This window comes from Vibrio sp. V33_P6A3T137, assembly GCF_009904835.1.
Taxonomy (GTDB): domain Bacteria; phylum Pseudomonadota; class Gammaproteobacteria; order Enterobacterales; family Vibrionaceae; genus Vibrio; species Vibrio metschnikovii.
The window spans coordinates 1-24,658 of sequence record NZ_WXWK01000020.1; the positions used below are offsets into that span (position 1 = coordinate 1).

A 24,658-nucleotide genomic window follows, 5' to 3' on the forward strand; every position below is an offset into this window, starting at 1 on the left:
CCTAAGCGCATTACTCACTTGCAGGAAGAGGCGATACACCATGTCTTGCCCATTAAACGAGAAGAGCGGATATATCCGAGAGCAATAAAACCAAAGGCAAAGAAATACCCCAATAAAAAGAAAGCCAGTCAGCTTAACTGACTGGCATTAGCTTAATCAGCTCCTTTTTGGTTGATACGGATAGAATTACCCAAGAAAATTTACGCTTGCCAATCAAGAATCACTTTGCCGGATGCGCCGCTGCGCATAGCGTCGAAACCCTGTTGGAAATCATCGACCTTGAAATGGTGAGTGATGATTGGGGTTAAATCTAAGCCCGATTGAATAAGACTCGCCATCTTGTACCACGTTTCGAACATTTCACGACCGTAAATGCCTTTGATGACTAAGCCTTTAAAAATCACTTGATTCCAATCAATCGCCATCGATGAAGGTGGAATGCCCAGCAATGCCACACGTCCACCATGATTCATGGTTTGCAGCATTGAGCTAAACGCACTTGGCACTCCAGACATTTCAAGGCCGACATCAAAGCCTTCCGTCATGCCGAGTTCGTTCATCACATCTTCAAGCTTTTGCTCCGCCACGTTAACCGCTCGCGTTACACCCATTTTGCGCGCTAAATCTAGGCGGTATTCGTTCACATCGGTGATCACCACATGACGAGCGCCAACGTGTTTCGCCACCGCCGCCGCCATAATACCGATTGGACCCGCACCAGTAATGAGTACGTCTTCTCCCACTAAATCAAACGACAAAGCCGTGTGCACCGCATTACCAAACGGGTCAAAGATAGACGCAAGATCATCAGAAATACCATCGGGGATCTTAAACGCGTTAAACGCTGGTATCACTAAATACTCTGAGAATGAACCAGTGCGGTTCACCCCTACGCCAATGGTATTGCGGCAAAGGTGAGTACGGCCACCACGGCAATTACGGCAGTGACCACACGTAATATGCCCTTCACCAGAAACGCGATCCCCTATCTCAAAACCGCGAACTTCTTGACCAATACCAACCACTTCACCAACGTATTCATGACCCACCACCATCGGCACAGGGATGGTTTTTTGCGACCATTCATCCCAGTTGTAAATATGCACATCAGTGCCACAAATAGCAGTCTTTTTGATTTTAATCAGTAAGTCATTATGACCCAGCTCTGGCATATCCACTTCAGTCATCCAGATGCCTTGCTCGGGTTTTAACTTGGCTAATGCTTTGATTTTCATTTGATAAGCCCCATCTCTTGGCCGACTTCAATAAAGACGTCAATCGCTCTGTCGAGCTGCTCGCGACTGTGAGCCGCTGACATTTGTGTGCGGATCCGCGCCTGACCTTTTGGCACCACCGGGAAAGAAAAACCAACCACGTAAATGCCCTTCACTAATGCACGCTCAGCAAACTCAGCGGCCACTTTCGCATCACCCAGCATAATCGGGATGATCGCATGATCAGCGCCGCCCATGGTAAAACCTGCTGCTTCCATACGAGTACGAAAATGCGCTGCGTTGCTCCACAATTTATCGCGCAACTCACCACTCTCAGCTAACAGATCCAAGACACGCAAAGAAGCGGCCACAATCGCTGGTGCGACGGAGTTTGAGAACAGATAAGGACGTGAACGCTGGCGTAGCCAATCAATCACTTCTTTCTTACCGGAAGTATAACCACCAGAAGCGCCGCCCATGGCTTTGCCTAGCGTTCCGGTAATAATATCAATTCTGTCGATAACGTTATGATATTCATGCGTACCGCGGCCATTTGCGCCCATAAAGCCCACCGCATGGGAGTCATCCACCATCACCAAAGCATGATACTTGTCCGCTAAATCACAAATCGCTGGCAAGTTCGCCACTACGCCATCCATAGAGAAAACGCCATCTGTGACAATCAGTTTATGGCGTGCGCCCGCTTGATCAGCGGCAATCAGCTGCTGCTCCAACTCTTGCATGTTGTTATTGCTATAACGAAAACGCATCGCTTTACATAAACGAACGCCATCAATGATTGAGGCATGGTTTAACGCGTCAGAGATGATGGCGTCTTCTTTATCAAGTAACGTTTCAAATAACCCAGTATTCGCATCAAAGCACGAGGTATAAAGAATGGTATCTTCTTTGCCAAGGAAAGCAGACAGCTTCTCTTCAAGCTGTTTATGGATATCTTGCGTTCCACAAATAAAACGTACCGAAGCCATCCCGAAACCATGGGTCGCCATGCCTTGCTGGCCCGCTTCAATCAAAGCCGGATGATTAGCCAAACCAAGATAATTATTGGCACAAAAGTTAAGTACTTCTTGACCGGTTGAGATAGAAACCGCCGCTTGTTGCTGTGAGGTGATCACGCGTTCAGATTTATAGAGGCCTTCGGTTTTAACATCATCCAGCTGTTGGCGTATTTGTTGATAAAAATCACAAGACATTGCATTTTCCTTATTGGTTGCCGTTATCTCCAGCAGATTAGATAGTCAGTGTAATAGAAGCCTATGAATGGGATTATCTCGCTTTGCGGAAAAGCATTCATGAACTTAATTCACAAATAGACTTCATTGACTAATAACTAGCGACCAATGTACTCAACCATCGCATAAGAGCAAGCGATACCGCTCGACGAACGCCATCAGAATAAAAAAGCCTGAAGACACAAAGCATCTTCAGGCTGACTCGATGACTAAAAAACACGCAAGAGGTTAAAAGTTAAAAGTTAAAAGTTAAAAGTTAAAAGTTAAAATATTGCAGTCCATTACCAGGAGCCAACAACGTTTGTGAAATATAGCGATGAGTCGCCGTGGTTGGATGGGTGACATCCCAAAATACAAATTTATCTGAACCATCACGAGCACAGGTATTGGTGATCGGGTGACGATATAAATAATCTGCTGCAGAAGAACGGGTGAGATTCAAGCAGGGTTCACTGGCATTGGTAAAACCATGCTTTTCAGGTTCAGCGACCATTGAATCAAATAATGCATGAGTATCAAAGAGATGAATCGCGTAACCTTGTACGATATATTGCGCGGTTAGCTGCTTTAAAATGGTATTCAATGCGGTAATTTTACCGCGAATTAAATCAATTTCCGCCGGTGTCGAATAGGTAAACTGCGGTGCTTTAGTCACATCTGGTAGCGTCATCATTAAAATATTTTGCGCCCCCGATTGCGTTAAACGTTGTAACGCTGTCGTAAAGTCTGCCTCAACCTCAGCAACATCGCGGTTATAATTCATAAAATCATTCAAACCAAAGACCAAAGTATATAAGGTATTTTCTGGACGGTAATTTTGTGCTTTACCCATGTACTGTAAATAAGAATCTACTTGCCCAGTGACACCGGTTAAAGCCACGTACTGATTAGCCCCAGCTGCACCACCAACCGCCCAGTTATAGACCGGCATGTTTTTAGACTGAGCAAGGTACTCTGTCCATACCAACCCATTAGAAAAATGCCCTAAAAACCAACTATTTGGATTCGGAAAACGCCACTGAGCGGCATTAAAAATATTGCCCGTATCCGATAAGCTATCACCAAACGCGACAATCTTGTTGATTTGATTAGCCTGCATCACAGGATCATTCGACCAAATCGTATGATTTAAAGATAAACGATTATCCGCCGCATAAAAGGTAATATCCGCATTATCATGGTTAATGCTTAAAGTGTGTTCGCAGCGCTGACGAATGGTATTTTGTGAGGTCTGAGTATAAAACATATTTTTTAACCCGACCGAGCTCCACCAGTAACCTTCCAAGGTAAAATAACTGCCGTCATTATTTGTCGCCCACTGCCAATCGGTTGCAGGATCATTACGACTATGACTCGTGCGATACCAGCAACGCACATAGGTATAAGTTTGTCTACCTGTAGGAGCCACTGAATAATTTGACTGCGCAGCTTCAGGAATAGCAAAAGTAGGCATAACCGATGTACCAATAGGTAAAGTTACACTTAAAAGAAAAGCTAATATATTCATATTCATACCTTAAACAATTCAATAAATGAATAAATAATGGTTAATTATCTTCCTGATGAATCAAAACATATTAGCTCAAATTATATTTCAAAGGGTAGTCAATAATAAAAATTGTGGCACTAAGGTCAAATTCGTCGTTCATTTATCTTCATATCGACACTATCCGTTCTATAAAAAATAAAAATAACCACATTATTATCAATGGCTTAACCCAGCGCCCATTAACTCAATTCGTTTATTTTGTGATCTTATTTCAATAAAAATACTAATTATAATTATTTTCTTTTCTGTTTAATTATTTTGCGCTATACGTGATCCAGTCATTCGCTGTATTTATGAATATTAGCGCAGTGACACTGTTGATATATAAAATGCTCGCGATTGACTATGCGATATAACTAAATCACTGAGCACTATAGCTTTAAGTAAGCTAAGTGATCAGAAATAAAATATCGGATGATCAACCTGCAAAAATATCGCTCAAAAAGGACAGGGCAAATGATAAAAAAAAACCAATTAAAACGTTACGTTAAACTAGGTACAATAGCGATTGTCGCCGGTAGTGCGACTTCCGCGATGGCTCACCCAACGCTGGCATTTGATGAAGCGAATATTCCTACTCGTTACATTGTCAAATTTAAGCAAGATGAACAGCCATTCTCGATGGCCAATAACCCATTCTGGGGCCCACGAATTGGTCAGCAAGCTCTATTATCACAGGTACAAGCCAGTGATATTGAACCTATTGGTCATGATGCTTTATACAGTGCGAAACTTGCAGAAGAGCGCGTTGAAGCCCTCCGTTCACGCCCAGATGTCGAGTATGTAGAAATCGACCCACCGCGTTTTTTAATGAGCGAAACCACACCTTGGGGTTACTTTGCCGTTAAAGCCGATCAGTTAGAGGATAGTCAAGCTGGCAATCAAACCATCTGTATCATTGATTCTGGTTACGACCTCGCCCATAACGATTTGAGCGGTAACCGAGTCACAGGGACGAACGATCGTGGAACTGGGCAATGGTACATTCCGGGTAGCAGCAATGCCCATGGCACCCATGTCGCGGGTACGATTGCCGCCATCGCCAACAACGAAGGTGTAAAAGGCTTACTACCAAATCAAAATGTTAACCTACATATTGTCAAAGTATTCAATGAATCCGGTTGGGGCTATTCATCGACGCTCGTGCGAGCGATTCAAACCTGTGCGGATAATGGGGCAAAAATTGTCAACATGAGCTTAGGGGGTAGTCAATCAAGCCGCACCGAACAAAATGCAATGAATGCATTGTATGAACAAGGAGTATTAATGATTGCCGCTGCGGGTAACTCCGGTAATACCGCACACAGTTATCCTGCCTCTTATGATTCAGTGATGTCTGTCGCTGCCGTCGACAGCAATTACGATCATGCTTCGTTCTCTCAAGCCACTAACCAAGTAGAAATCGCTGCGCCTGGAGTTGCCGTACTCTCTACCGTCAGTGTAGGTGAAGGGGTTTTATCAACAATAATCACTGAAGATCGTGATTATTTTCGCCGTGGCGTCGTGCCACATAATCGCTTAAATAATAATGGCTTTGGTTTTGAATCGGCACCGATTGCGGGGCAATACACCGCACCTTTAGCGTTATGTGATACGAGCTCTGGTCGCTATCAATGTGGCGATATGCGTGGCAAAATTTGTCTCACTGAACGAATCGCTAATGAAACGCCATCCGTTCGTCCAGAAATTAATGCTGTTGCAGCCTGTAACAATGCTGGCGCGTTAGCAGCGATTGTCTACAGTAATCAGCAACGTCCTGGCCTCCAAAACCCGTTTGTTCTCGATCAATACGACACTCATCCGTTATTGTCTGTCAGTGTTAATCGTAACGTAGGGCAAGAATTGGCGGCTTTAGTCGGGCAAGACATTACCGTATCCACTCGTACCGGTGAAGATTATCAGTACTATAATGGAACTTCGATGGCAACACCGCACGTTTCAGGCGTTGCAGGCTTAGTGTGGAGTTATCATCCACAGTGCTCTGCAAAACAAATCCGCCAAGCATTAACTCAAACCGCTCTGGATTTGGATGTCCCGGGTCGAGATAATCGCACTGGCTACGGGTTAGTGAATGCACTCGCAGCGAAAAACTATTTGGATGCGGGGTGTAATGGTCCGCGAGGTTAATTCCTCTCGTTAGGCTTAAAATGTCAGGTCGTCAAACGGCGCGATCCCCTTGATTTACTGTCCATGTTGTCTTGGGGATCGTTATTTTCAAAACATAAACGATGATAAGACGACACCCTATCCAAACCTCTAAAAGTCGCAGGCAGGGTGAACAAAGAGAAACCAACACCGCTGCAGCTTTAAAGAGGCAGAGGATATTGATTAAGGAAGAGAGGCCATTATGTTAGCATCCTTACTATTGATAATAACCAGCTTATCACCACTCCCCACTGCCACTCAGACCAATTTTCTTGCGGAGGATAGCACCATCGAACAAAATCAATCTACGTCACGTTTTTATGTCAAATACCATACTGATAAAAAAGCCGTGGCGCTCGAATTACTAAAAAGTTTGGAACTGACCTTAATTGATAGCTTCGATGACCAACAGGTGCTCGTCATCGAAGGTGAATCATCGATTGTCGAATTACTCAACGATAGTCCATCGATTGAATATACGGAACCCGTTCCTATTCGCTCCCTTTTTTAATGATTAGCGGGTGATTGAGGAAGGGGATTACATCACCTTTCATATAAATAATGACTAATTAATCAATGGCATATATCCCACACTGCATTCTCCCTACAAAATCTCTGGCACAAGTCACAAAAGTAAATATTAATAATGATACATAGCGACGATTTGGTTATTAATCTGCCAAAATGATGCGCTTTTTCAAAATAACCGCATTGCACTCTGTAAAGTAAACAACCATATTGCCGATGATTTCGTCTCTGTGTTGCCACGAGAAAAAATGAACCGATCACTATTGTTAAAAGTACTGTTGTTAAAAGCGGTAAGCAAAACCAATCCTCCTTCCTAAGTTGGGAGTTGAGGTTAATATTATTAACACTTAATTAGATAAGCACAGGCACTATGCTTAACACCAAACTTATCAGTCTACTTCCTGATCTTGCGACGTTTATACTGGTCGTCAACGAAGGCAGTTTTACTGCTGCTGCTCATAAGCTTGGGGTCACTCCCTCAGCGCTCAGTAAACTGATCACTCGCTTAGAGCTGGCTCTCAATGTCAAACTGTTTGAGCGTACCACGCGAAAATTAATGATCACTCAAGCCGGGCAACGGGTTTACGACCAATGCTTAGTGATGATTAACGCGGCTCAACAAGCCGTTGACTTATCTGATGCTGATCATAGTGAGCCATCCGGTTCACTGACCGTCGCCGCCCCTGAAGCTTTTCTGCATTCGGTGCTGCAGCCTTTTGTACTGCCTTTTCTTAAGCAATATCCTTATATCCAATTAAAACTACGCGCCGCCGATGGTGAAATCGATTTATTTCGACATAATATTGACGTCGCCTTTAAGCTGACCGATAAACCCGATGAAAATTTAGTGATGCGTGAACTCTGTAAAACAAATTTGGTGCTATGCGCTAGCCCAGATTATCTTCAGCAACGTGGAGTACCCGCTCATCCCACTGAACTCATCGAGCACGACTGTCTCTATTTAGCTGAAACCGAACGCGATCATATTTGGGATTTTCTTAAAGAGGATGAATTTCATACCGTTGCTGTCACCGGTCGATACGCAGTCAATCAATCCCAAATCCGCTTAAATGCGGTAAAAAGTGGCTTAGGGATTGGTATCTTTCACGATTTTGTAGTTCAAGATGCCATCGCCGAGGGAAAAGTGGTGCAACTACTGCAAAACTGGACGATAAAAAGTAACTACCACGGAGCGATTGCCATGCAATATGCTCAAACTAAGTACATGCCAGCGCGCTTAAGAGTTTTCATCGACTTTGTCTTAGCCCATTTAAAACCCAAATTAACCATGCCGACGCCCGAATAAATCAAGCCCAAGCAATGAGCTTGGGCTTGATGATAACAAAAGGTAAATCGTTAGCGTCTTCGATGGTATTCCATACGTAATTGATCAACTTCTCTCAAGGTGAGCTTAGCTTGAGCTAACTGACCGCTGTCAAGTTCATGACTCAACCGATCCAACACCGCTATTAGCTTAGTGAATCCCTCTTGATAAACATCATGTCGACGAGGAGGATATTGACCTTGTTGGGCTTTATTTACTAACTCCGTTAACTTAGTGACAGGGACTTGCATTTCTTGCACGGTTTGCGCGCTCGCCGCCTGAGAAAATTCAGCCCTCATTTGACGCATCACTTGGCGCAAATCGACATCCGCTGCCCATACTTGACTACTCAACAGTAATCCGATTGTTAACCACACACTCGATTTAATGATCCTTTTTTGCATCACTGGCTTCCTTGTTATTATCGTATTAGTTATTTGCTATTTGCTATTTGCTATTTGCTATCCAAGACTTCTACTGCACCATTATAGTCAATGCTTGAAAAAAGTGACGTCACCAAAAGTCGAAAACCACTCATGGATCGATACGACTTATCCCAACACATCATTAACGATAGTAATCCTGATATTCGCTAATTCTGGCTCTTCCTCTTAATGCTAAAAAATCCAAAAACTGTACAGGAGTATGAGTAATCACTTTAGCGCTATCCATCGCTAAGCTGTCTAACAACTCACTGGCTAATGTCAGGTTACCAACATCATGACAAAAATGGGCGTCACTGCCTGTGGTCAACCAAGCACCGTGTTTTTTGGCTTGTTCAGCGATTTGATAACAACGATCAACACTGCCCACTCGACTATGGCCTTTTAGGGTACTGTTATTAATTTCTATCGCCACATGATGCTCCGCAGCACAAGCGACGACCGCCGCGAAATCAAAATCAAAATTCGGATTCCCCAAATGGCCGAGCGCATCCACTCGACCACTTTTGATGGTATTGATTAACGCTTGGGTATGGGTTGCTTTATCTCTGGGTTTAAATACGGGCTCATGAAAGCTGGCGATCACCCAATCGAGATTTTGATCAACAGAAGGATGGAGATCGATCTCTCCTTGAAGATTAAGTATATTCGCCTCAACGCCACGTAATATCGCCACATCATGAAGAAATCGCGGCAAAATACGTTGGTTGGAAAAAAACCAGTAATGGGGAGCGCCCGGCATCGAATGGGCATGGTCGGTGGTGCAAAACATCGACAGCCCTTTCTCCTGAGCCGCTTTGGCATTTTCAATCAAGGTACTATAAGCGTGACCACTGGCGTAGGTATGGGTATGAGTATCGACGGCAAGTTTCATAATCAACTCCCTTTATTTAGTGAGCTTACAGTTTACCAGCCCCGCCCTCGGCTTACCAATCAACTGCCATACGAGTTCGCTACGAATCTATTGCTCTATCCAATTCCTACTCAATAAAGTCAGGTTAGATTCACACAATCGATCAGCCACCTTGGCAAGTCAATCGACGTGAACAATACTTACTCCATTGCATAGCTTAGGGCATCGTCATGGTGAAGCGTTATTTCTCTCTCAGCATACAAATCAGCACACTATTTATGGTGTTAGTGAGCTTGATTGGTATCACTCTTATTTCCATCAGTTATTACCATTCACGTCAACTGATGGGTAATATCGCGGATAATATCAGCCATGAAAATAGCACAAAGGTTGAAGTTGCCTTTCAACAAAGTATTACTCCTATTTTAACCACTCTCGATTTTATGGCATTAAGTCATTTTATTGAAATGGAGCAACTACCAACGGAAAATTCTCATTTTTTAGCTTCACTACGTTTAGTGTTTGAACGCAATGATAATCTTGTCGCCCTCTATTTTGGTAATCACAAGGGTGATTTCACCATGATTCGTCCACTCTTCAACCCACAAACTCGATTACGCTTTCAAGCACCTGATCAGGCTACGCTATTCATTAATCAAACTAGAACCAATGGGCAAGATACGGTTATTTTCTTAGATAACGATTTTCAGACCATTGATCGCCGTGAACATGGTAACAATACCTTTGATCCGCGTGAGCGTCCTTGGTATCAAAATGCCCATGAGGATGGTCAGATTCGTTTAACGGACCCCTATTTTTTCCACTTTCTACAAACTTTTGGAGTGACTCTTTCACGTCGTTCAAGGGATAACAGCACTGTAGTCGGCGCAGACTTCACTCTTGATAGCTTATCTCAACAATTGGCGACGATTGCTTACTCGGCTAACACTCAATTAGCCTTATTTGATCAACAGTTTCGTCTTTTAGCCGAACATAATAGTCCATTATCATTAACCGATGATGCGTTGATCACCCATCAAAAATTATCCACCAGTGTCTTTGCCGGTGTAGCACAACGTGTTACCCAACAAGCGATATTTAGCGATGTGGCTTTTAATGGGCAAACCTGGTCGGTTACCTTAATCCCCATTGCATTAAGTCCACACGTTCAATTATCGTTAGCTCAAGCAACCCCCCAAAAGGAACTTCTTGCCGCATTGCTCAGTATGCGTAATCGACAAATTGGGGCCGCTTTTATGATGCTCGGCTTAGGTTTCATTATCGTTTGGTTTGTTGCTCAGCGTCTTGCTCGTCCCCTCAGTAACTTAGTTGTCCAAACCGATAATATCTCTCGCTTTGATTTCCAAAAAACTCGCTATCCGAAAAGCATCATTAAAGAAGTAGCGGATTTAACGAAATCCATCGAATTAATGGAACATACCTTACATGATTTACTGCGCTTGCTGCGTGATACCGCCTCTAACCAAGACTTTGAGGTATTTGCAAAAACGATTACTCATCAAAGCTATTTGATCACCAAAGCTGAAACGATTTTGCTCTATACCTACAACCACGAGCAGCAGCATTTCACCACGGCGGCCAATCATGCGATCATTCCGTTTAAAATTGATATTAATTCACTGGTACAAAATACACCTTGGTTATTGGCTGAACTTCGCCAAGGACAAACGGTACATTTGAATCGCAACGACAATGTGTTGTTCCCACTGAAAGAGCAGCTCTATAACAGCGACATTTATCTCTTCCCGCTGCTCAATAAATCACGCCAATTGATTGGTGTGTTGAATTTAGGTTACGAACGCGCCATCACTAAAGCTCAAGCGGATAAACATGCGTTCCTGCGTGAAGTGCTTAGTTTTGCTGAAATTGCCAAAGATAATATTGATAAAATGCAGCAACAAAAGCAGATGCTTAATGCGTTTATCACTTTGATCGCTTCGGCGATTGATACTAAATCGCCCTATACCGGCGGTCACTGCCAACGAGTGCCTGAATTAACCAAAATGCTCGCTAAAGCTGCCACTAAAGATAAGCGCTATTTTCCTGATTTCACCTTATCAGCCGAGCAGTGGGAAGAATTAATGCTCGCCGCTTGGATGCACGATTGCGGTAAAGTCACCACTCCCGAATTCGTAGTCGACAAAGCCACTAAGCTTGAGACCATTTATGATCGGATTCATGAAGTACGCATGCGCTTTGAACTACTGAAAACGCAAGCTGAAGCTGACTATTGGCAAGGGCTCGCTACCGGAGGCGACCCTGATTTACTTAAAAAAACGCTCTCTGAGCAACAGCAAGCCCTTGATGATGATTTTGCCTTTGTCGCACAGTGCAACATCGGCAGTGAATCAATGACGGATCAAGATATCGCCCGTCTTGAACAGATTGCTCAACGGCAATGGAAGCGTACCTTAGACGATCAGATTGGTATTTCTTGGTTAGAAGCACAGCGCCACACCAACAAGCCCAATTTACCGGTGATGGAAAACGTGCTCGCCGATAAAATCGTTCACCAGATTCCGTGGGATAGCGATCCGCTAGCCACAATAGAACAAGAAGGCTTTGTGCTTAAGCCCAAACCGCTGCGCTATAACCGAGGTGAGCTGTATAACCTCAGAGTGCGCCGCGGCACCTTAACCGAAGAAGAGCGGTTTATGATTAACGATCACATTGTACAAACCATTGTGATGCTAAAACGGCTTCCCTATCCTGAGCACCTCAAGCAAGTGCCTGACATTGCAGGTGGTCACCATGAACGTATGGACGGTAAAGGCTATCCACGAGGATTAAACGAACAGCAACTGTCGATTCCTGCGCGGATCATGGCGATTGCTGATGTGTTTGAAGCGCTGACCTCTAGCGATCGTCCCTATAAAAAAGGCAAGAGTCTGGAAGAAGCCATGCAAATCATGACGACGATGGCCACCAGTGGGCATATTGATCCTAAACTCTATCTGCTCTTTTTAGAACAACACGTGTATCTCGATTATGCACAACAGTTTCTAACCAACATTGAATTTACCAGCTTTGACCCCTCATCCTACATCACGACCGTAAAAACCTATTTACGAGATAGCGTTAATATTTAATCGATTGCGCTATCAATAGTTGATGTGTGTCAAATTGTCGTAGACAATACCCTCCTCGCTTAATCACGCTAGCCAGCGTGATTAAGCCATACCTTACGACTTGGACGTATCGCCTCAAGTGGTCAGGTATATCGGTTTTGACGATACCAACAATAGTCAAAACCTACTTTTTATTTTGGTATTGCGCTGCTAGGGTTGGCGCATGCTAAGTACCTCGTTTTTAAGGGAAAGATGATGGTAATACCTGAAAACAGTTGCATCGTAATTTTTGGTGCATCGGGCGACCTAACTTATCGAAAGTTAGTGCCTGCTCTGTATCATTTATATGCAAGTAAGCAACTACCTGAATCCTTTACTATTTTAGGTGTCAGTCGTACAGAGTACAGTGACGATTCTTATCGTGAAAAATTAAAACGCTCACTGCGTGAATTAGAGCAAACCGAGCCAGCTATTCTTGATGCCTTTTGTGAACATCTTCACTATCAAGCACTTGATACGTCCGACATGGACGATTATGCCAAACTCTCAACGCGTTTGACTGAGCTCGCCGAACAGTATCAACAACAGCAACGCAATACCTTATTCTATCTCGCCACCCCACCGAGTTTATATGGCGTCATTCCTGCCTGTCTCGCGGCTCATGGCTTAAATGATGAACAAGACGGCTGGAAGCGCTTGATCATCGAAAAACCCTTTGGTTACGATTTGCAGTCAGCTCAAGCGCTCGATATTGAAATTCATCGTCACTTTGCTGAGCACCAGATTTATCGCATTGACCATTATTTGGGTAAAGAAACGGTGCAAAACCTGCTGGTATTCCGTTTTGCCAATGGCATGTTTGAACCCCTTTGGAACCGTAATTTTATTGATTACGTCGAAATCACTGGCGCGGAATTTTTAGGGGTTGAAGAGCGTGGCGGCTATTATGATGGCTCTGGCGCTGTGCGGGATATGTTCCAAAACCACTTACTGCAAGTCTTGGCGATGGTCAGCATGGAACCACCCGCAGAAATCAATGCCAACTCTATCCGTAATGAAGTAAACAAGGTTTTACAAAGCTTACAACCTCTTTCAGAGGCGGATTTACGCAATAACCTCGTACTGGGTCAATATACAGAATCAGAGATTCGTGGTCAGTTCCTGCCCAGTTATCGAGACGAGCCGGGCGTTGCCGATGATTCACGCACTGAAACTTATGTTGCGCTGAAAATGTTCATCAACAACTGGCGTTGGAATGGGGTTCCGTTTTATGTGCGCTCTGGCAAACGCCTGCCAACCCGCGTGACCGAAGTGGTTATTCACTTCAAACGTACCCCCCACCCAGTGTTTGGCCAAAATGCCCCTGACAATAAGCTGATCATTCGTATTCAACCGGACGAAGGCATTCAAATGAGCTTTGGCTTAAAAGAACCGGGCGCTGGATTTAAAGCCAAAGAAGTGTCGATGAACTTTCATTACACCTCACTGGCCGAAACCAAAATGCTCACCGCTTATGAGCGCCTTTTACTGGATGCGCTCAATGGTGATGCGACCTTATTTGCTCGCACCGATGCGGTGGAAGCGTGCTGGAAGTTTGTGCAACCAATCCTCGATTTCAAGCAAGATCCACAAGCATTGTTTGGTTATGCCTGCGGCACCTGGGGACCGATAGAAGCCGATCAACTACTGGAACGAGATGGCCGCGCATGGCGTTTCCCTTGTAAGAATCTCACTGACACGGATTACTGCGAACTATGATCAATCATAAAATTTTTCAAACACCACAGCAGGTGGTGGATACGCTGGCAGATGAGATGCTGCGCTATAGCCAGCAGAACCAACCAGTACATATCTCCCTTTCTGGCGGTAGCACGCCAAAAATGCTCTTTCAACGACTCGCAAGTGCGCCCTACGCTGAAGCGATTGATTGGCAAAACCTGCATTTTTGGTGGGGTGACGAACGCTGCGTTGCAGCGGATGACCCAGAAAGCAACTATGGCGAAGCCAATGCGTTACTCTTTAGCCAAGTGGCGATCCCTGCACAAAATATTCATCGTATTCGCGGTGAAGCGGATCCACACACCGAAGCTGAGCGCTTTGCCGCTGAAATGCTGCAATGCATCACCAGCGAGAACGGTACTCCCGTCTTCGATTGGATATTACTTGGCGTCGGTGCCGACGGTCATACGGCGTCACTGTTCCCTGACGTGACGGATTATCATGACCCACATTTATCGGTGGTGGCAACTCAACCTCAATCAGGTCAGTTACGAGTATCGAAAACCGCCAAAGTTTTACAAGCGGCGAAACGGATCAGCTATCTTGTGCTTGGCGCAGGCAAAGCAGATATCGTCCATGAAATTCACACTACTCCTGCGGATGAGTTACCTTATCCAGCAGCAAAAATTCAGTCGACAACGGGTGAAACCGAGTGGTTTTTAGATTTAGACGCAGCGAAAAAGATTGCGTAAAGGAGAGAAATAAATGAAAGGTGATATTGGTGTAATCGGCCTAGCAGTAATGGGCCAAAACCTAATTCTCAACATGAACGATCACGGCTTTAACGTGGTGGCTTATAACCGTACCACCGCGAAAGTGGATGAGTTTTTACAAGGCCCAGCCAAAGGCACCAAGATTGTCGGTGCTTACTCACTACAAGACTTAGTCGATAAGCTCGCCACGCCTCGCAAAGTCATGCTGATGGTCCGTGCTGGAGATGTGGTGGATGCATTTATCGATCAATTAGTTCCTTTACTCGATAAAGGTGACATCATTATCGACGGTGGTAATACCAACTTCCCAGACACCAACCGCCGTGTGGCCGCGCTACGCGAAAAAGGCATTCACTTCATTGGTACTGGCGTATCGGGTGGTGAAGAAGGCGCGCGCTTTGGCCCATCAATTATGCCCGGTGGCGCACCAGAAGCTTGGGAAGCGGTCAAACCGATTTTCCAAGGTATTTCAGCCAAAACTGAAGCCGGTGAACCTTGTTGTGATTGGGTAGGCAACGATGGCGCTGGTCACTTCGTGAAAATGGTTCATAACGGTATCGAATACGGTGATATGCAGCTCATCACTGAAGCTTACCAGTTTATGAAAGATGGCTTGGGAATGGACCACGACGAGATGCAAAAAGTCTTCGCCGAGTGGAACAAAACTGAACTTGATAGCTATTTGGTGGAAATTACCGCCGATATTCTTGGCTATAAAGATCAAGATGGCCAACCATTAGTGGAAAAAATCCTTGATACCGCTGGTCAAAAAGGCACGGGTAAATGGACGGGGATTAATGCCTTAGACATGGGTATTCCACTGACGCTCATCACTGAGTCCGTATTCTCTCGCTGCTTATCCGCACTTAAAGAGCAACGTGTTGCAGCGGAACAACTGTTTGCAAAAACCATCACTCCAGTGGAAGGTGATAAACAAGAATGGGTTGATGCGCTTCGTCAAGCCTTGTTGGCATCGAAGATCATCTCTTATGCGCAAGGCTTTATGTTGATGCGTGAAGCCTCTAACGAAAACGGATGGGACCTTAACTACGGCAACGTAGCATTGATGTGGCGCGGTGGCTGTATTATTCGTTCCGCTTTCCTCGGTAATATTCGTGATGCGTTTGACGCCAATCCAGACATTGCTTTCTTAGGCTCTGATGCTTATTTCAAAGGCATTTTGGATAACTGCCTTGGCGCATGGCGTAAAGTGGCAGCGAAATCAATGGAAGTCGGCATCCCGATGCCGTGCATGACCTCAGCACTCACTTTCCTCGATGGCTATACCACCGCTCGTTTACCAGCGAACTTGCTGCAAGCTCAGCGTGATTACTTTGGCGCACACACTTATGAGCGTATTGATCGCCCACGTGGTGAGTTTTTCCATACTAACTGGACTGGTACTGGTGGTGACACCGCTTCCACGACATATGATGTCTAAACGATTGGCTAGCGAAAGGGTTGACTACTGATAAATTCATCCTTAGTATCTACGCCTAAAAAACAAGCATCAAGGAGGATGTTAACTGAGTTAACATCCTCTATTTTTTAGACTCCAACATCAACATTGAGATCCAACGATGACCATTAACAAGTTCTATGTATTTGTCCCACAGGCAGTGGAAGAAGACGCACATACGGAAAGTGAAGTGCAATCAGCAATGGAAGCTCAACGTCAAGCATTGGTAAAACAAGCGCAACAACAAGGCGCACTGGCTTAATCAATAAGCAGAGCCAGCTCATTGCTCGCTCTGCTTACCTCTCTTTACTTACTCTTCACGTTTATCTATACCTAAATCACTTGGAGTTGCAGGTAGGACGGGAATATCACTATAAAACAATATCCTGCCAGTCATGACTAGCAAAGTAATCCGCTAAATGATCGATCAATGCCCTGACCGCCGGTGATAAATGTCGCCTTGACGGATACAAAGCATAAATCGACATGGTTTTTGGCTGCCAGCCAGCTAAAACCGATACCACCTCACCTTTTGCTAACGCACCACTGGTTAAATACGTTGGCTGCAACGCGATACCCATGCCATGCACGGCAGCATGCAGCAAAGTGGTCGCCTCATTGGCGGTCAAGCGGCAGCTCACTTCCACTGATTGTAATACCTCATCTTGCGTGAGATGCCAAATATGTCGCTCGAAATTTTTATATCCTAAACAAGCGTGTTGAGCGAGATCGCTCGGCTGGGTGATCGCCGGATGCGCAGCTAAATAACTGGGCGCAGCCACTAATATCGACTCACATTTTGCTATCGGGCGACCAATTAGCGAGGGATCCGGATCGGCGGCAATCCGAATCGCCAAGTCAATCCGCTCAGCAATCAGATCTGCCGTTTTATCTTGCACATCAATATCGACCTCAACTTGCGGATACTTGGCGAGGAACGGCTTTACCGCCGGAATTAACTGCGCAAAACCAAATGACATGCTGGTCGCAATCCGAATTTTTCCCGCTAAGGACTGACTATCCATCAGTTGATGTTCTAACTGCTGAGCTTGCTCTACCCAGAGTTTAATCGCCTCTAAACACTGCTCTCCAGCAGTGGTTAACGACACCTTACGTGTGGTTCGATTCAGTAATCGCGTTTGTAACCAGCTTTCCATGGTTTCAATGTGCCGAGTCACCATCGGCCGCGAAATATCCAGTCGATCGGCTGTGGCTGTGAAGCTTTGCGTAAGCGCAACGTCGAGAAATACTTGAGCCGCGGTCAGTTTATCCATCGTATTAGTTCGAATTAAGAAACAATGATGTCAATTATTAGCTATATATCCGAACAAGTCTAATTCGTATGATAGCTCCCGAACCGATAACCCACTTTCGATACTCTATTTTAGGATAAATAATCATGAAAAAACTGACTCTACTGACCGCAACTACACTGATCAGCAGCACTGCATTTGCGGCGCAGCAACCTTTAACACTGGACGTTTACAACGCCGATGGCAATAGCTTTCATGTAAACTCAACCTTAGTTTACGGCGCAACAGAAGCCATGGTGATCGATACTGGCTTTACCAAAGCCGATGCCTTACGCATTGCCGCTAAAGTCATCGATTCAGGCAAAAACCTAACCACGATTTTTATTAGCCAAGCGGATCCTGATTACTATTTTGGCGCGGAAGTATTGCATGAGCTATTCCCTGATGCGAAAGTCCTCACCACTCCGGGAGTGCGCGCGACAATTGAAGAAAAGCTGGATGGTAAATTAGCATTCTGGGCTCCGAAAATGGGCACTAACGCGCCAGTGAAGCCGGTATTGCCTACCGCTTATCATGGTAAAACACTGACGATTGATGGACAAACTATTGAGATCCACGATGCTGAAGGTGAGCTAGCCCATCGCCCTTACTTATGGATCCCAGCCAACAAAGCCATTTTGGGCAATGTGGCGGTCTACGGTAACGTTCACCTATGGATGGCCGATGCGCAAAGCGATGCGAGCCGTCAAGCGTGGGCACAGCAGCTTGAGCGCATGCAAGCCTTAAAACCAGAAGTGGTGATCCCTGGTCACATGATTGCCGGCACTCCATTAGATGCCTCAGCGATTAGCTTTGCTCAGCGCTATTTAACGGATTTTGCTAAAGCGAAACAAACCAGTAAAGATAGCCAACAATTAATCAAACGCATGCTTAAGCTTTACCCTGATGCCGGTTTACCAATGGCATTAGAGATTGGCGCGAAAGTACATATGGGTGAAATGCAATGGTAAAGGTACACTACTTTTTTGACCCAATGTGTGGCTGGTGTTTCGGTGCTAGCCCACTGCTAGAAACACTGGCTGAAATGCCGACTATCACACTCAAGTTACATCCGGGTGGGATGTTGCCACGCTCCGAATTGGCCGCCGAGTTTCGAGCGCATATATTAGAGGCAGACCAACAGATTAGCCTGGTGACTGGACAAGTTTTTGGTGAAGCGTACCGCTCGCGAATTGCCAGCCAGCAGCCGCTCATCGTTGACTCTTACCTTACCGCTCAGGCGATCATCGCCGCTGAGGAATTACAAGGCCTAGGGTTTGCGATGCTGAAAAAAATTCAGCAAGCCCATTATCAGCTAGGATTAACCGTTGCCGAGCCAGAAGTATTGACTCAGTTAGCAAGCCAATTAGGTATTGAGCACGATAAATGGCACAACGCCATGCAGCAAGCCAAATCTGATTTACCAGCCACGATTGCCAATAGCAAACAACTGATGGCTCAGTATCAATTACGGGGATTTCCATCGATGATGATTGAATTGGCAAATGGACAGTGGCGCTCGGTACAGCCGAGTGCCTACTATGGTAAACCTGAAGCGTGGCAAGCTTTTTGGCAGTCAATGCTAGCTGCCTGATCCTAGCCAGATTCTCTTAACCTCTAGCCATAGTGCTACTAAAAAAATAGCCCCCAGATTTGGGGGCTATTGACGTTTACAGATTAAATCAATCAATGATTATAATAGATCAAAACGATCGGCATTCATCACTTTGCTCCAGGCAGCAACGAAGTCATGCACAAACTTTTGTTGGTTATCTTGTTGCGCATAAATCTCAGCGTAAGCACGTAAAATCGAGTTTGAACCGAAGACTAAATCGACTCGGGTTGCCGTCCATTTAGCCTGACCCGTTTTGCGGTCACAAATCTCATACGAGTTACGCCCCGTCGGTTTCCATGTATAACGCATGTCGGTTAAATTAACGAAAAAGTCGTTACTTAATACGCCCACGTTATCGGTCAATACCCCATGTGGTGTACCGCCATAGTTAGTCCCCAGTACACGCATACCGCCGATCAGTACCGTCATTTCTGGAGCGGTTAAACGCATCAACTGTGCGCGATCCAATAGCAGCTCTTCAGGCTTGACGACATAATCTTTTTTCAACCAGTTGCGGAAACCATCAGCCACCGGCTCAAGGACATCAAACGAAGCAACATCCGTTTGATCTAGCGTTGCATCACCACGACCAGGAGCAAACGGTACGGTGATAGCCACGCCCGCCGCTTTAGCCGCCATTTCTACCCCAAGGTTACCAGCCAGTACGATGGTATCAGCGACACTGATCCCTGCTTCAGCAGCAATCTTCTCTAATACTGCTAACACTTTCGCCAAACGCTGTGGTTCGTTCCCTTGCCAATCTTTCTGTGGCGCGAGACGGATCCGCGCACCATTCGCCCCCCCCCGTTTATCGGAGCCTCGGAAAGTACGAGCACTGTCCCAAGCGGTGGAGACCATTTCACTAATACTTAAGCCGCTGGCGGCAATTTTCGCTTTCACTGCATCAACGTCATAATCGCTACGTCCCGCTGGGATTGGATCTTGCCAAATCAACTCTTCTTTAGGAACATCAGGACCAATATAGCGAGCTTTAGGTCCCATATCACGGTGCGTCAGTTTGAACCAAGCGCGAGCAAACACCTCAGAGAAATAAGCTGGGTCTTGATAAAAACGCTCAGAAATCTTGCGATAAGCAGGGTCCATTTTCAGCGCCATATCGGCGTCAGTCATGATTGGGTTATAGCGAATACTTGGATCTTCAACATCAACCGGCTTATCTTCTTCTTTGATATTAATCGGTTCCCATTGCCAAGCGCCAGCTGGGCTCTTTTTCAATTCCCAATCATAAGTAAACAGCAAATAGAAATAGCCGTTATCCCATTGGGTTGGATGGGTTGTCCAAGCCCCTTCAATACCACTGGTCACCGTATTACGACCGATGCCACGCTTAGTATGATTCATCCAGCCTAAGCCTTGCTCATCCAGTTCCGCGCCTTCAGGGGCGGGGCCTAAATTCGCCGCATCGCCATTACCATGACATTTACCAACGGTATGACCACCAGCGGTTAACGCAACGGTCTCTTCATCGTTCATCGCCATGCGCTCAAAAGTAACGCGCATATCATGAGCGGTTTTCAGTGGGTCTGGCTTACCATCGACTCCTTCTGGGTTGACATAAATCAGCCCCATCATTACTGCTGCTAATGGATTTTCAAGATCTCGCTCTCCCGAATAACGGCTGTTTTTAGCGCCACTCGGTGCCAACCACTCTTTTTCTGAACCCCAATAAATGTCTTTTTCTGGATGCCAAATATCTTCGCGCCCAAAAGCAAAACCAAAGGTCTTAAGACCCATCGATTCATAGGCCATATTACCGGCAAGGATCATCAAATCCGCCCAGCTGATTTTATTGCCGTATTTTTGCTTGATTGGCCACAGTAAACGGCGAGCTTTATCTAAGTTGGCGTTATCTGGCCAAGAGTTGAGAGGAGCGAAACGCTGGTTACCCGTACCCGCACCGCCGCGGCCATCAGCAATACGATAAGTTCCGGCCGAGTGCCAAGCCATGCGGATCATTAAACCGCCATAGTGACCCCAGTCGGCTGGCCACCAATCTTGGCTATTGGTCATTAACGCTTTGAGGTCGTTTTTTAAAGCGGCAACATCGAGTTTTTTTAGTTCTTCACGGTAATTAAAATCTGCACCCATTGGGTTCGTTTTCGTGTCATGTTGGTGCAAAATGTCAAGGTTGAGCGCTTTAGGCCACCAATCCATATTGGTCATTTCATTCGATGTCACGGCACCATGCATAACTGGACATTTGCCACCTGACGAGGTGTTATTGTTTTCCATTATCTTCTCCTTGCGACACATTGCTGCGATGATTCATCGCATTCACGGGTAGATTTCTATCTAAAAATCTTATACTTTCATTGTGTTACTTTTTGCTCTACTACACTTTAGATCAAGCTGAATGTTCTGCCATCAATAAACTTGCGCACCTTCACGAGTTAGAGAAAATCTTCTCAACGTTTAGCGCTTGAGGCATAGAATAGGCAATATCGCTAGTGGCTGCTAATCGCCTCGAACGATTAATCTGATAGGTAAACGTCCAAATAACTTGAAGATTCAGCAAGGTAGGTAGATAGTAGTCGAATAGCATTCGATAACATTAACCATAATCAAACTGCATTGCATCTATCACGAGTTCTATCCCATTATGTGAAGTATGTATCGGTGCTCATACCTAAACCCGTTGACGTTGCAGGTAGGTAGTCAGAGAGTTTAGCCTATGAACATAGATGATCATGGGCGTGAAATAAGCAAAGTAAACCAACACTGCAGCTTCAACTAAAAAGTTATATACCTAAACAATTTGGCGTTACAGAAAGACGGTAAGTGAGTAAGCCCCCATAGACAACGATGTGATTGGGGCGAGTGAACCTAGCCAACACCACGTAAGTTCAAGTCGCAAAGGTATAAGTCAATAAAGGAGATAAAGATGAATATTGGTATCAATGAATCTGATCGCATTAACATTGCCCAAGGACTAAAACGGTTACTCGCCGATTCGTACACCCTGTACCTACAAACCCATAATTTCCATTGGAACATTACTGGGCCACAATTTCGTGAGCTGCATTTAATGTTTGAAGAGCACTACACTGAGCTCGCGGTTGCAGTGGATGACATCGCCGAGCGTATCCGCTCTTTAGACGTAGCGGCGCCGGGAACCTACAAAGAATTTGCTGAGCTTAGCTCAATCAAAGAAGTGGTAGGGCTAACTGATGGCGTGGAGATGGTTAACATCCTTACTCAATCTCATGAACAAGTGATCCGTACTTGCCGTGATGTACTGAAACTCGCTCAAGCGGCAGACGATGAGTCCACAGCTTCACTGGTCTCTGACCGAATGCGTGTCCATGAAAAAACCGCATGGATGCTACGCGCTACTTACCGATAAGCGTCATAACGCTCCTCGTTTGACTTCCTATCAAGGTTAAACGTCTAAAAAATCAATAAAGGGGTGTAATCGCGCATCCCTTTTTATTTTCCTCCTCGCAAAAAATTCCTCTTCCCTTTGTTTTTCCATAGATTTTTAACTACTTTCCGTGCATTATTTCTCATTGGTGACAGTTATAAAAATAACCAAAGCTCAGTCTGTTACTGTTAATGACGAGGAGGCGGTATCGCTATCATCATCTGATGACCAACGAATACCGTCCAGTATCAAGGGATAACATCACAAGGACCAGATCGTGACTTATATTCACAACACCATTGTCAAATTACAAAAAACAAGTCCTGCACAAGCTGAATTTTATCAGGCGGTAGAAGAGATTTTAGATTCTTTACAGCCCATTCTAGAAACCAACGATAAATACAAACAGCATGCGATTATTGAACGAATTGTTGAACCTGAACGCCAAATCATGTTTCGAGTGCCTTGGGTAGACGATCAAGGACAGGTTCAGGTCAATAAAGGCTATCGTGTTGAATTTAACTCGGCATTAGGCCCATACAAAGGTGGGCTACGCTTTCATCCGAGCGTCAATGCGAGCATCATTAAATTCTTAGGCTTTGAGCAAATTTTCAAAAATGCATTGACCGGTTTACCGATTGGCGGCGGTAAAGGCGGAGCCAATTTCGATCCTAAAGGCAAATCCGACGGCGAAATCATGCGCTTTTGCCAATCGTTTATTAATGAGTTGTATCGTCATATTGGACCGACATGCGATGTACCCGCTGGCGATATTGGTGTAGGTGCTCGTGAGATTGGTTATATGTTTGGTCAATACAAACGGTTAACTGGCCGTTACGATGGTGTCTTTACTGGAAAGAGCCTATTGTGGGGTGGATCTTTGGTGCGTAAGGAAGCCACCGGTTATGGCTGCGTTTATTTCGCGCAAAATATGTTGGAAGATAACGGCCTCTCGCTAAGCGGTAAAACGTGCTTAGTTTCCGGTGCTGGCAATGTCGCTATTTACACCATAGAAAAACTCTACGAACTGGGCGCAAAACCGATTACCTGCTCAGACTCTAACGGGACGATTTATCATGAAACCGGGATTGATTTAGCCACGTTAAAAACATTAAAAGAAGTACGTAAAGTGCGTTTAGAAGAGTATCTCACTGAGCATCCTGACGCTTGCTATATCCCAGCCAGTGATTATCCACAAGATGGGCACGCCGTCTGGCGCTTTCCAGCTCAGTTAGCCTTCCCATGCGCGACACAAAATGAACTAACGGAACAAGATGCACAGGCCCTCGTCGCCAATGGTATTATCGGTGTCTCTGAAGGGGCCAACATGCCATCCACTCAAGACGCTGTAGAAGTCTTTCTTGCGGCTAAAATTTATTACGGCCCAGGGAAAGCCGCAAACGCTGGCGGCGTAGCCACCAGCCAATTAGAGATGGCGCAAAACGCGAGCATGCAAACGTGGAGTTTTGATGAAGTCGATGAAAAACTCAAAGTCATCATGAAAAACATTTACCGCAACGCTCGTGATACGGCAGCAGAATTTGGCGAACCACATAACTTAGTGCTAGGCGCTAACATCGCGGGGTTCCGTAAAGTTGCTGATGCAATGATAGAGCAAGGCGTGGTTTAAAATAATGCCCTTAATGCTGGTTCGCTGGCATTAAGGGTTAACCGATAAGCCCAAGAGAGAACTGAGGGTTTAAACCAGAAATTGCTAACTGCAGTGCTTCTTTAGGCTTTACCGGCATACTATATAAAAAGCCTTGCACGAAAATAACACCCAGCTTTTTTAAAATAGTTGCCTGCTGTGGCGTTTCAACTCCCTCAACAACAAGGTCTATGTTCAAACTGTTAGTAAAACGAACCATAAACTCAATAAACATTTGGTTCTTATCATCATCTAAATTGATAAGAAATTGACGATCAAGCTTTATCTCACTAAAAGTATGAGAAATTAGTTTATCAAAATTAGATTCTTGGCTACCGAAGTCATCCATACTAACACCAAAGCCATTAACCC

At 45.1% G+C, this 24,658-nt stretch carries 19 protein-coding genes and 2 pseudogenes; 13 read left to right on the plus strand and 8 right to left on the minus strand.

All coding sequences use genetic code 11. The annotated features are described in order from the left end of the window. Positions 1–141: pseudogene (locus CAG60_RS01555) on the plus strand (IS4 family transposase); the annotation flags it as partial. Positions 142–200: 59 nt separating this feature from the next. Here CAG60_RS01555 and tdh read toward each other — a convergent pair. The 3 genes from tdh to CAG60_RS01570 all read right to left on the minus strand — a co-directional run bounded on the left by tdh (position 201) and on the right by CAG60_RS01570 (position 3,974). Continuing rightward, positions 201–1,235: an L-threonine 3-dehydrogenase gene (gene tdh, locus CAG60_RS01560; protein ID WP_004396757.1), complete on the minus strand. Its 1,035-nt coding sequence runs from the start codon at positions 1,233–1,235 to the stop codon at positions 201–203. Continuing rightward, the gene (locus tag CAG60_RS01565; RefSeq protein WP_099610908.1) at positions 1,232–2,428 is read right to left on the minus strand and encodes a glycine C-acetyltransferase; all 1,197 of its coding nucleotides are present in this window, start codon (positions 2,426–2,428) and stop codon (positions 1,232–1,234) included. The genes tdh and CAG60_RS01565 overlap by 4 nt, the downstream gene beginning before the upstream one ends. A gap of 295 nt (positions 2,429–2,723) precedes the next feature. Beyond that, positions 2,724–3,974: an SGNH/GDSL hydrolase family protein gene (locus CAG60_RS01570; protein WP_161425092.1), complete on the minus strand. Its 1,251-nt coding sequence runs from the start codon at positions 3,972–3,974 to the stop codon at positions 2,724–2,726. 498 nt (positions 3,975–4,472) lie between these two features. Between CAG60_RS01570 and CAG60_RS01575 the strand changes: the two are divergent. The 3 genes and pseudogenes from CAG60_RS01575 to CAG60_RS01585 form a co-directional block, all read left to right on the plus strand. Continuing rightward, a pseudogene (locus CAG60_RS01575) lies at positions 4,473–6,140 on the plus strand (S8 family serine peptidase); the annotation flags it as partial. A gap of 223 nt (positions 6,141–6,363) precedes the next feature. Further along, complete coding sequence (locus CAG60_RS01580; RefSeq protein ID WP_154170773.1) at positions 6,364–6,672, plus strand: hypothetical protein; 309 nt, start codon at positions 6,364–6,366, stop codon at positions 6,670–6,672. A 387-nt stretch (positions 6,673–7,059) separates the two neighbouring features. Continuing rightward, the gene (locus CAG60_RS01585) at positions 7,060–7,995 is read left to right on the plus strand and encodes a LysR family transcriptional regulator (RefSeq protein ID WP_004396761.1); all 936 of its coding nucleotides are present in this window, start codon (positions 7,060–7,062) and stop codon (positions 7,993–7,995) included. Between the two features lie 50 nt (positions 7,996–8,045). On the opposite strand, the gene CAG60_RS01590 is transcribed toward CAG60_RS01585, so the two are convergent. After that, positions 8,046–8,417, minus strand: coding sequence for a cytochrome b562 (locus CAG60_RS01590; protein ID WP_202598162.1), 372 nt, complete (start codon positions 8,415–8,417; stop codon positions 8,046–8,048). 163 nt (positions 8,418–8,580) lie between these two features. Further along, complete coding sequence (locus CAG60_RS01595) at positions 8,581–9,330, minus strand: phosphatase (protein WP_161426268.1); 750 nt, start codon at positions 9,328–9,330, stop codon at positions 8,581–8,583. Positions 9,331–9,539: 209 nt separating this feature from the next. Here CAG60_RS01595 and CAG60_RS01600 point away from each other — a divergent pair, with 209 nt between their 5' ends. The 5 genes from CAG60_RS01600 (at position 9,540) to CAG60_RS16475 (ending at position 16,611) form a co-directional block, all read left to right on the plus strand. Next, entirely contained in the window at positions 9,540–12,419 is a 2,880-nt protein-coding gene (locus CAG60_RS01600) for an HD domain-containing phosphohydrolase (protein ID WP_161426269.1), read from the plus strand. Positions 12,420–12,653: 234 nt separating this feature from the next. Further along, positions 12,654–14,156: a glucose-6-phosphate dehydrogenase gene (gene zwf / locus CAG60_RS01605; RefSeq protein ID WP_161426277.1), complete on the plus strand. Its 1,503-nt coding sequence runs from the start codon at positions 12,654–12,656 to the stop codon at positions 14,154–14,156. Continuing rightward, complete coding sequence (gene pgl, locus CAG60_RS01610) at positions 14,153–14,869, plus strand: 6-phosphogluconolactonase (RefSeq protein WP_161426270.1); 717 nt, start codon at positions 14,153–14,155, stop codon at positions 14,867–14,869. The genes zwf and pgl overlap by 4 nt, the downstream gene beginning before the upstream one ends. A gap of 13 nt (positions 14,870–14,882) precedes the next feature. Continuing rightward, positions 14,883–16,331 (plus strand): decarboxylating NADP(+)-dependent phosphogluconate dehydrogenase, encoded by a 1,449-nt coding sequence (gene gnd, locus CAG60_RS01615; protein ID WP_161426271.1) that lies wholly within the window; start codon positions 14,883–14,885, stop codon positions 16,329–16,331. A gap of 139 nt (positions 16,332–16,470) precedes the next feature. Next, entirely contained in the window at positions 16,471–16,611 is a 141-nt protein-coding gene (locus CAG60_RS16475) for a hypothetical protein (RefSeq protein ID WP_004396768.1), read from the plus strand. Positions 16,612–16,720: 109 nt separating this feature from the next. On the opposite strand, the gene CAG60_RS01620 is transcribed toward CAG60_RS16475, so the two are convergent. After that, positions 16,721–17,623, minus strand: coding sequence for a LysR family transcriptional regulator (locus tag CAG60_RS01620; RefSeq protein ID WP_161426272.1), 903 nt, complete (start codon positions 17,621–17,623; stop codon positions 16,721–16,723). 125 nt (positions 17,624–17,748) lie between these two features. Between CAG60_RS01620 and CAG60_RS01625 the strand changes: the two genes are divergently transcribed. Together CAG60_RS01625 and CAG60_RS01630 are read left to right on the plus strand one after the other, a co-directional pair. Beyond that, positions 17,749–18,612, plus strand: coding sequence for an MBL fold metallo-hydrolase (locus CAG60_RS01625; RefSeq protein WP_161426273.1), 864 nt, complete (start codon positions 17,749–17,751; stop codon positions 18,610–18,612). After that, entirely contained in the window at positions 18,606–19,235 is a 630-nt protein-coding gene (locus CAG60_RS01630; RefSeq protein ID WP_161426274.1) for a DsbA family protein, read from the plus strand. Before CAG60_RS01625 ends, CAG60_RS01630 begins: the two co-directional genes overlap by 7 nt. Before the next feature lie 99 nt (positions 19,236–19,334). Here the strand turns inward: CAG60_RS01630 and katG are convergent, their stop codons facing one another. Next, the gene (gene katG / locus CAG60_RS01635; protein WP_161438119.1) at positions 19,335–21,509 is read right to left on the minus strand and encodes a catalase/peroxidase HPI; all 2,175 of its coding nucleotides are present in this window, start codon (positions 21,507–21,509) and stop codon (positions 19,335–19,337) included. A 649-nt stretch (positions 21,510–22,158) separates the two neighbouring features. On the opposite strand from katG, the gene CAG60_RS01640 reads away from it, so the two are divergent. Further along, complete coding sequence (locus CAG60_RS01640) at positions 22,159–22,620, plus strand: Dps family protein (protein ID WP_004396773.1); 462 nt, start codon at positions 22,159–22,161, stop codon at positions 22,618–22,620. Positions 22,621–22,915: 295 nt separating this feature from the next. Next, positions 22,916–24,268, plus strand: coding sequence for an NADP-specific glutamate dehydrogenase (gdhA, locus tag CAG60_RS01645; RefSeq protein WP_154170783.1), 1,353 nt, complete (start codon positions 22,916–22,918; stop codon positions 24,266–24,268). Positions 24,269–24,305: 37 nt separating this feature from the next. On the opposite strand, the gene CAG60_RS01650 is transcribed toward gdhA, so the two are convergent. Continuing rightward, positions 24,306–24,658: EAL domain-containing protein (locus CAG60_RS01650; RefSeq protein ID WP_161438120.1), on the minus strand; the 353-nt coding region annotated here is incomplete at its 5' end.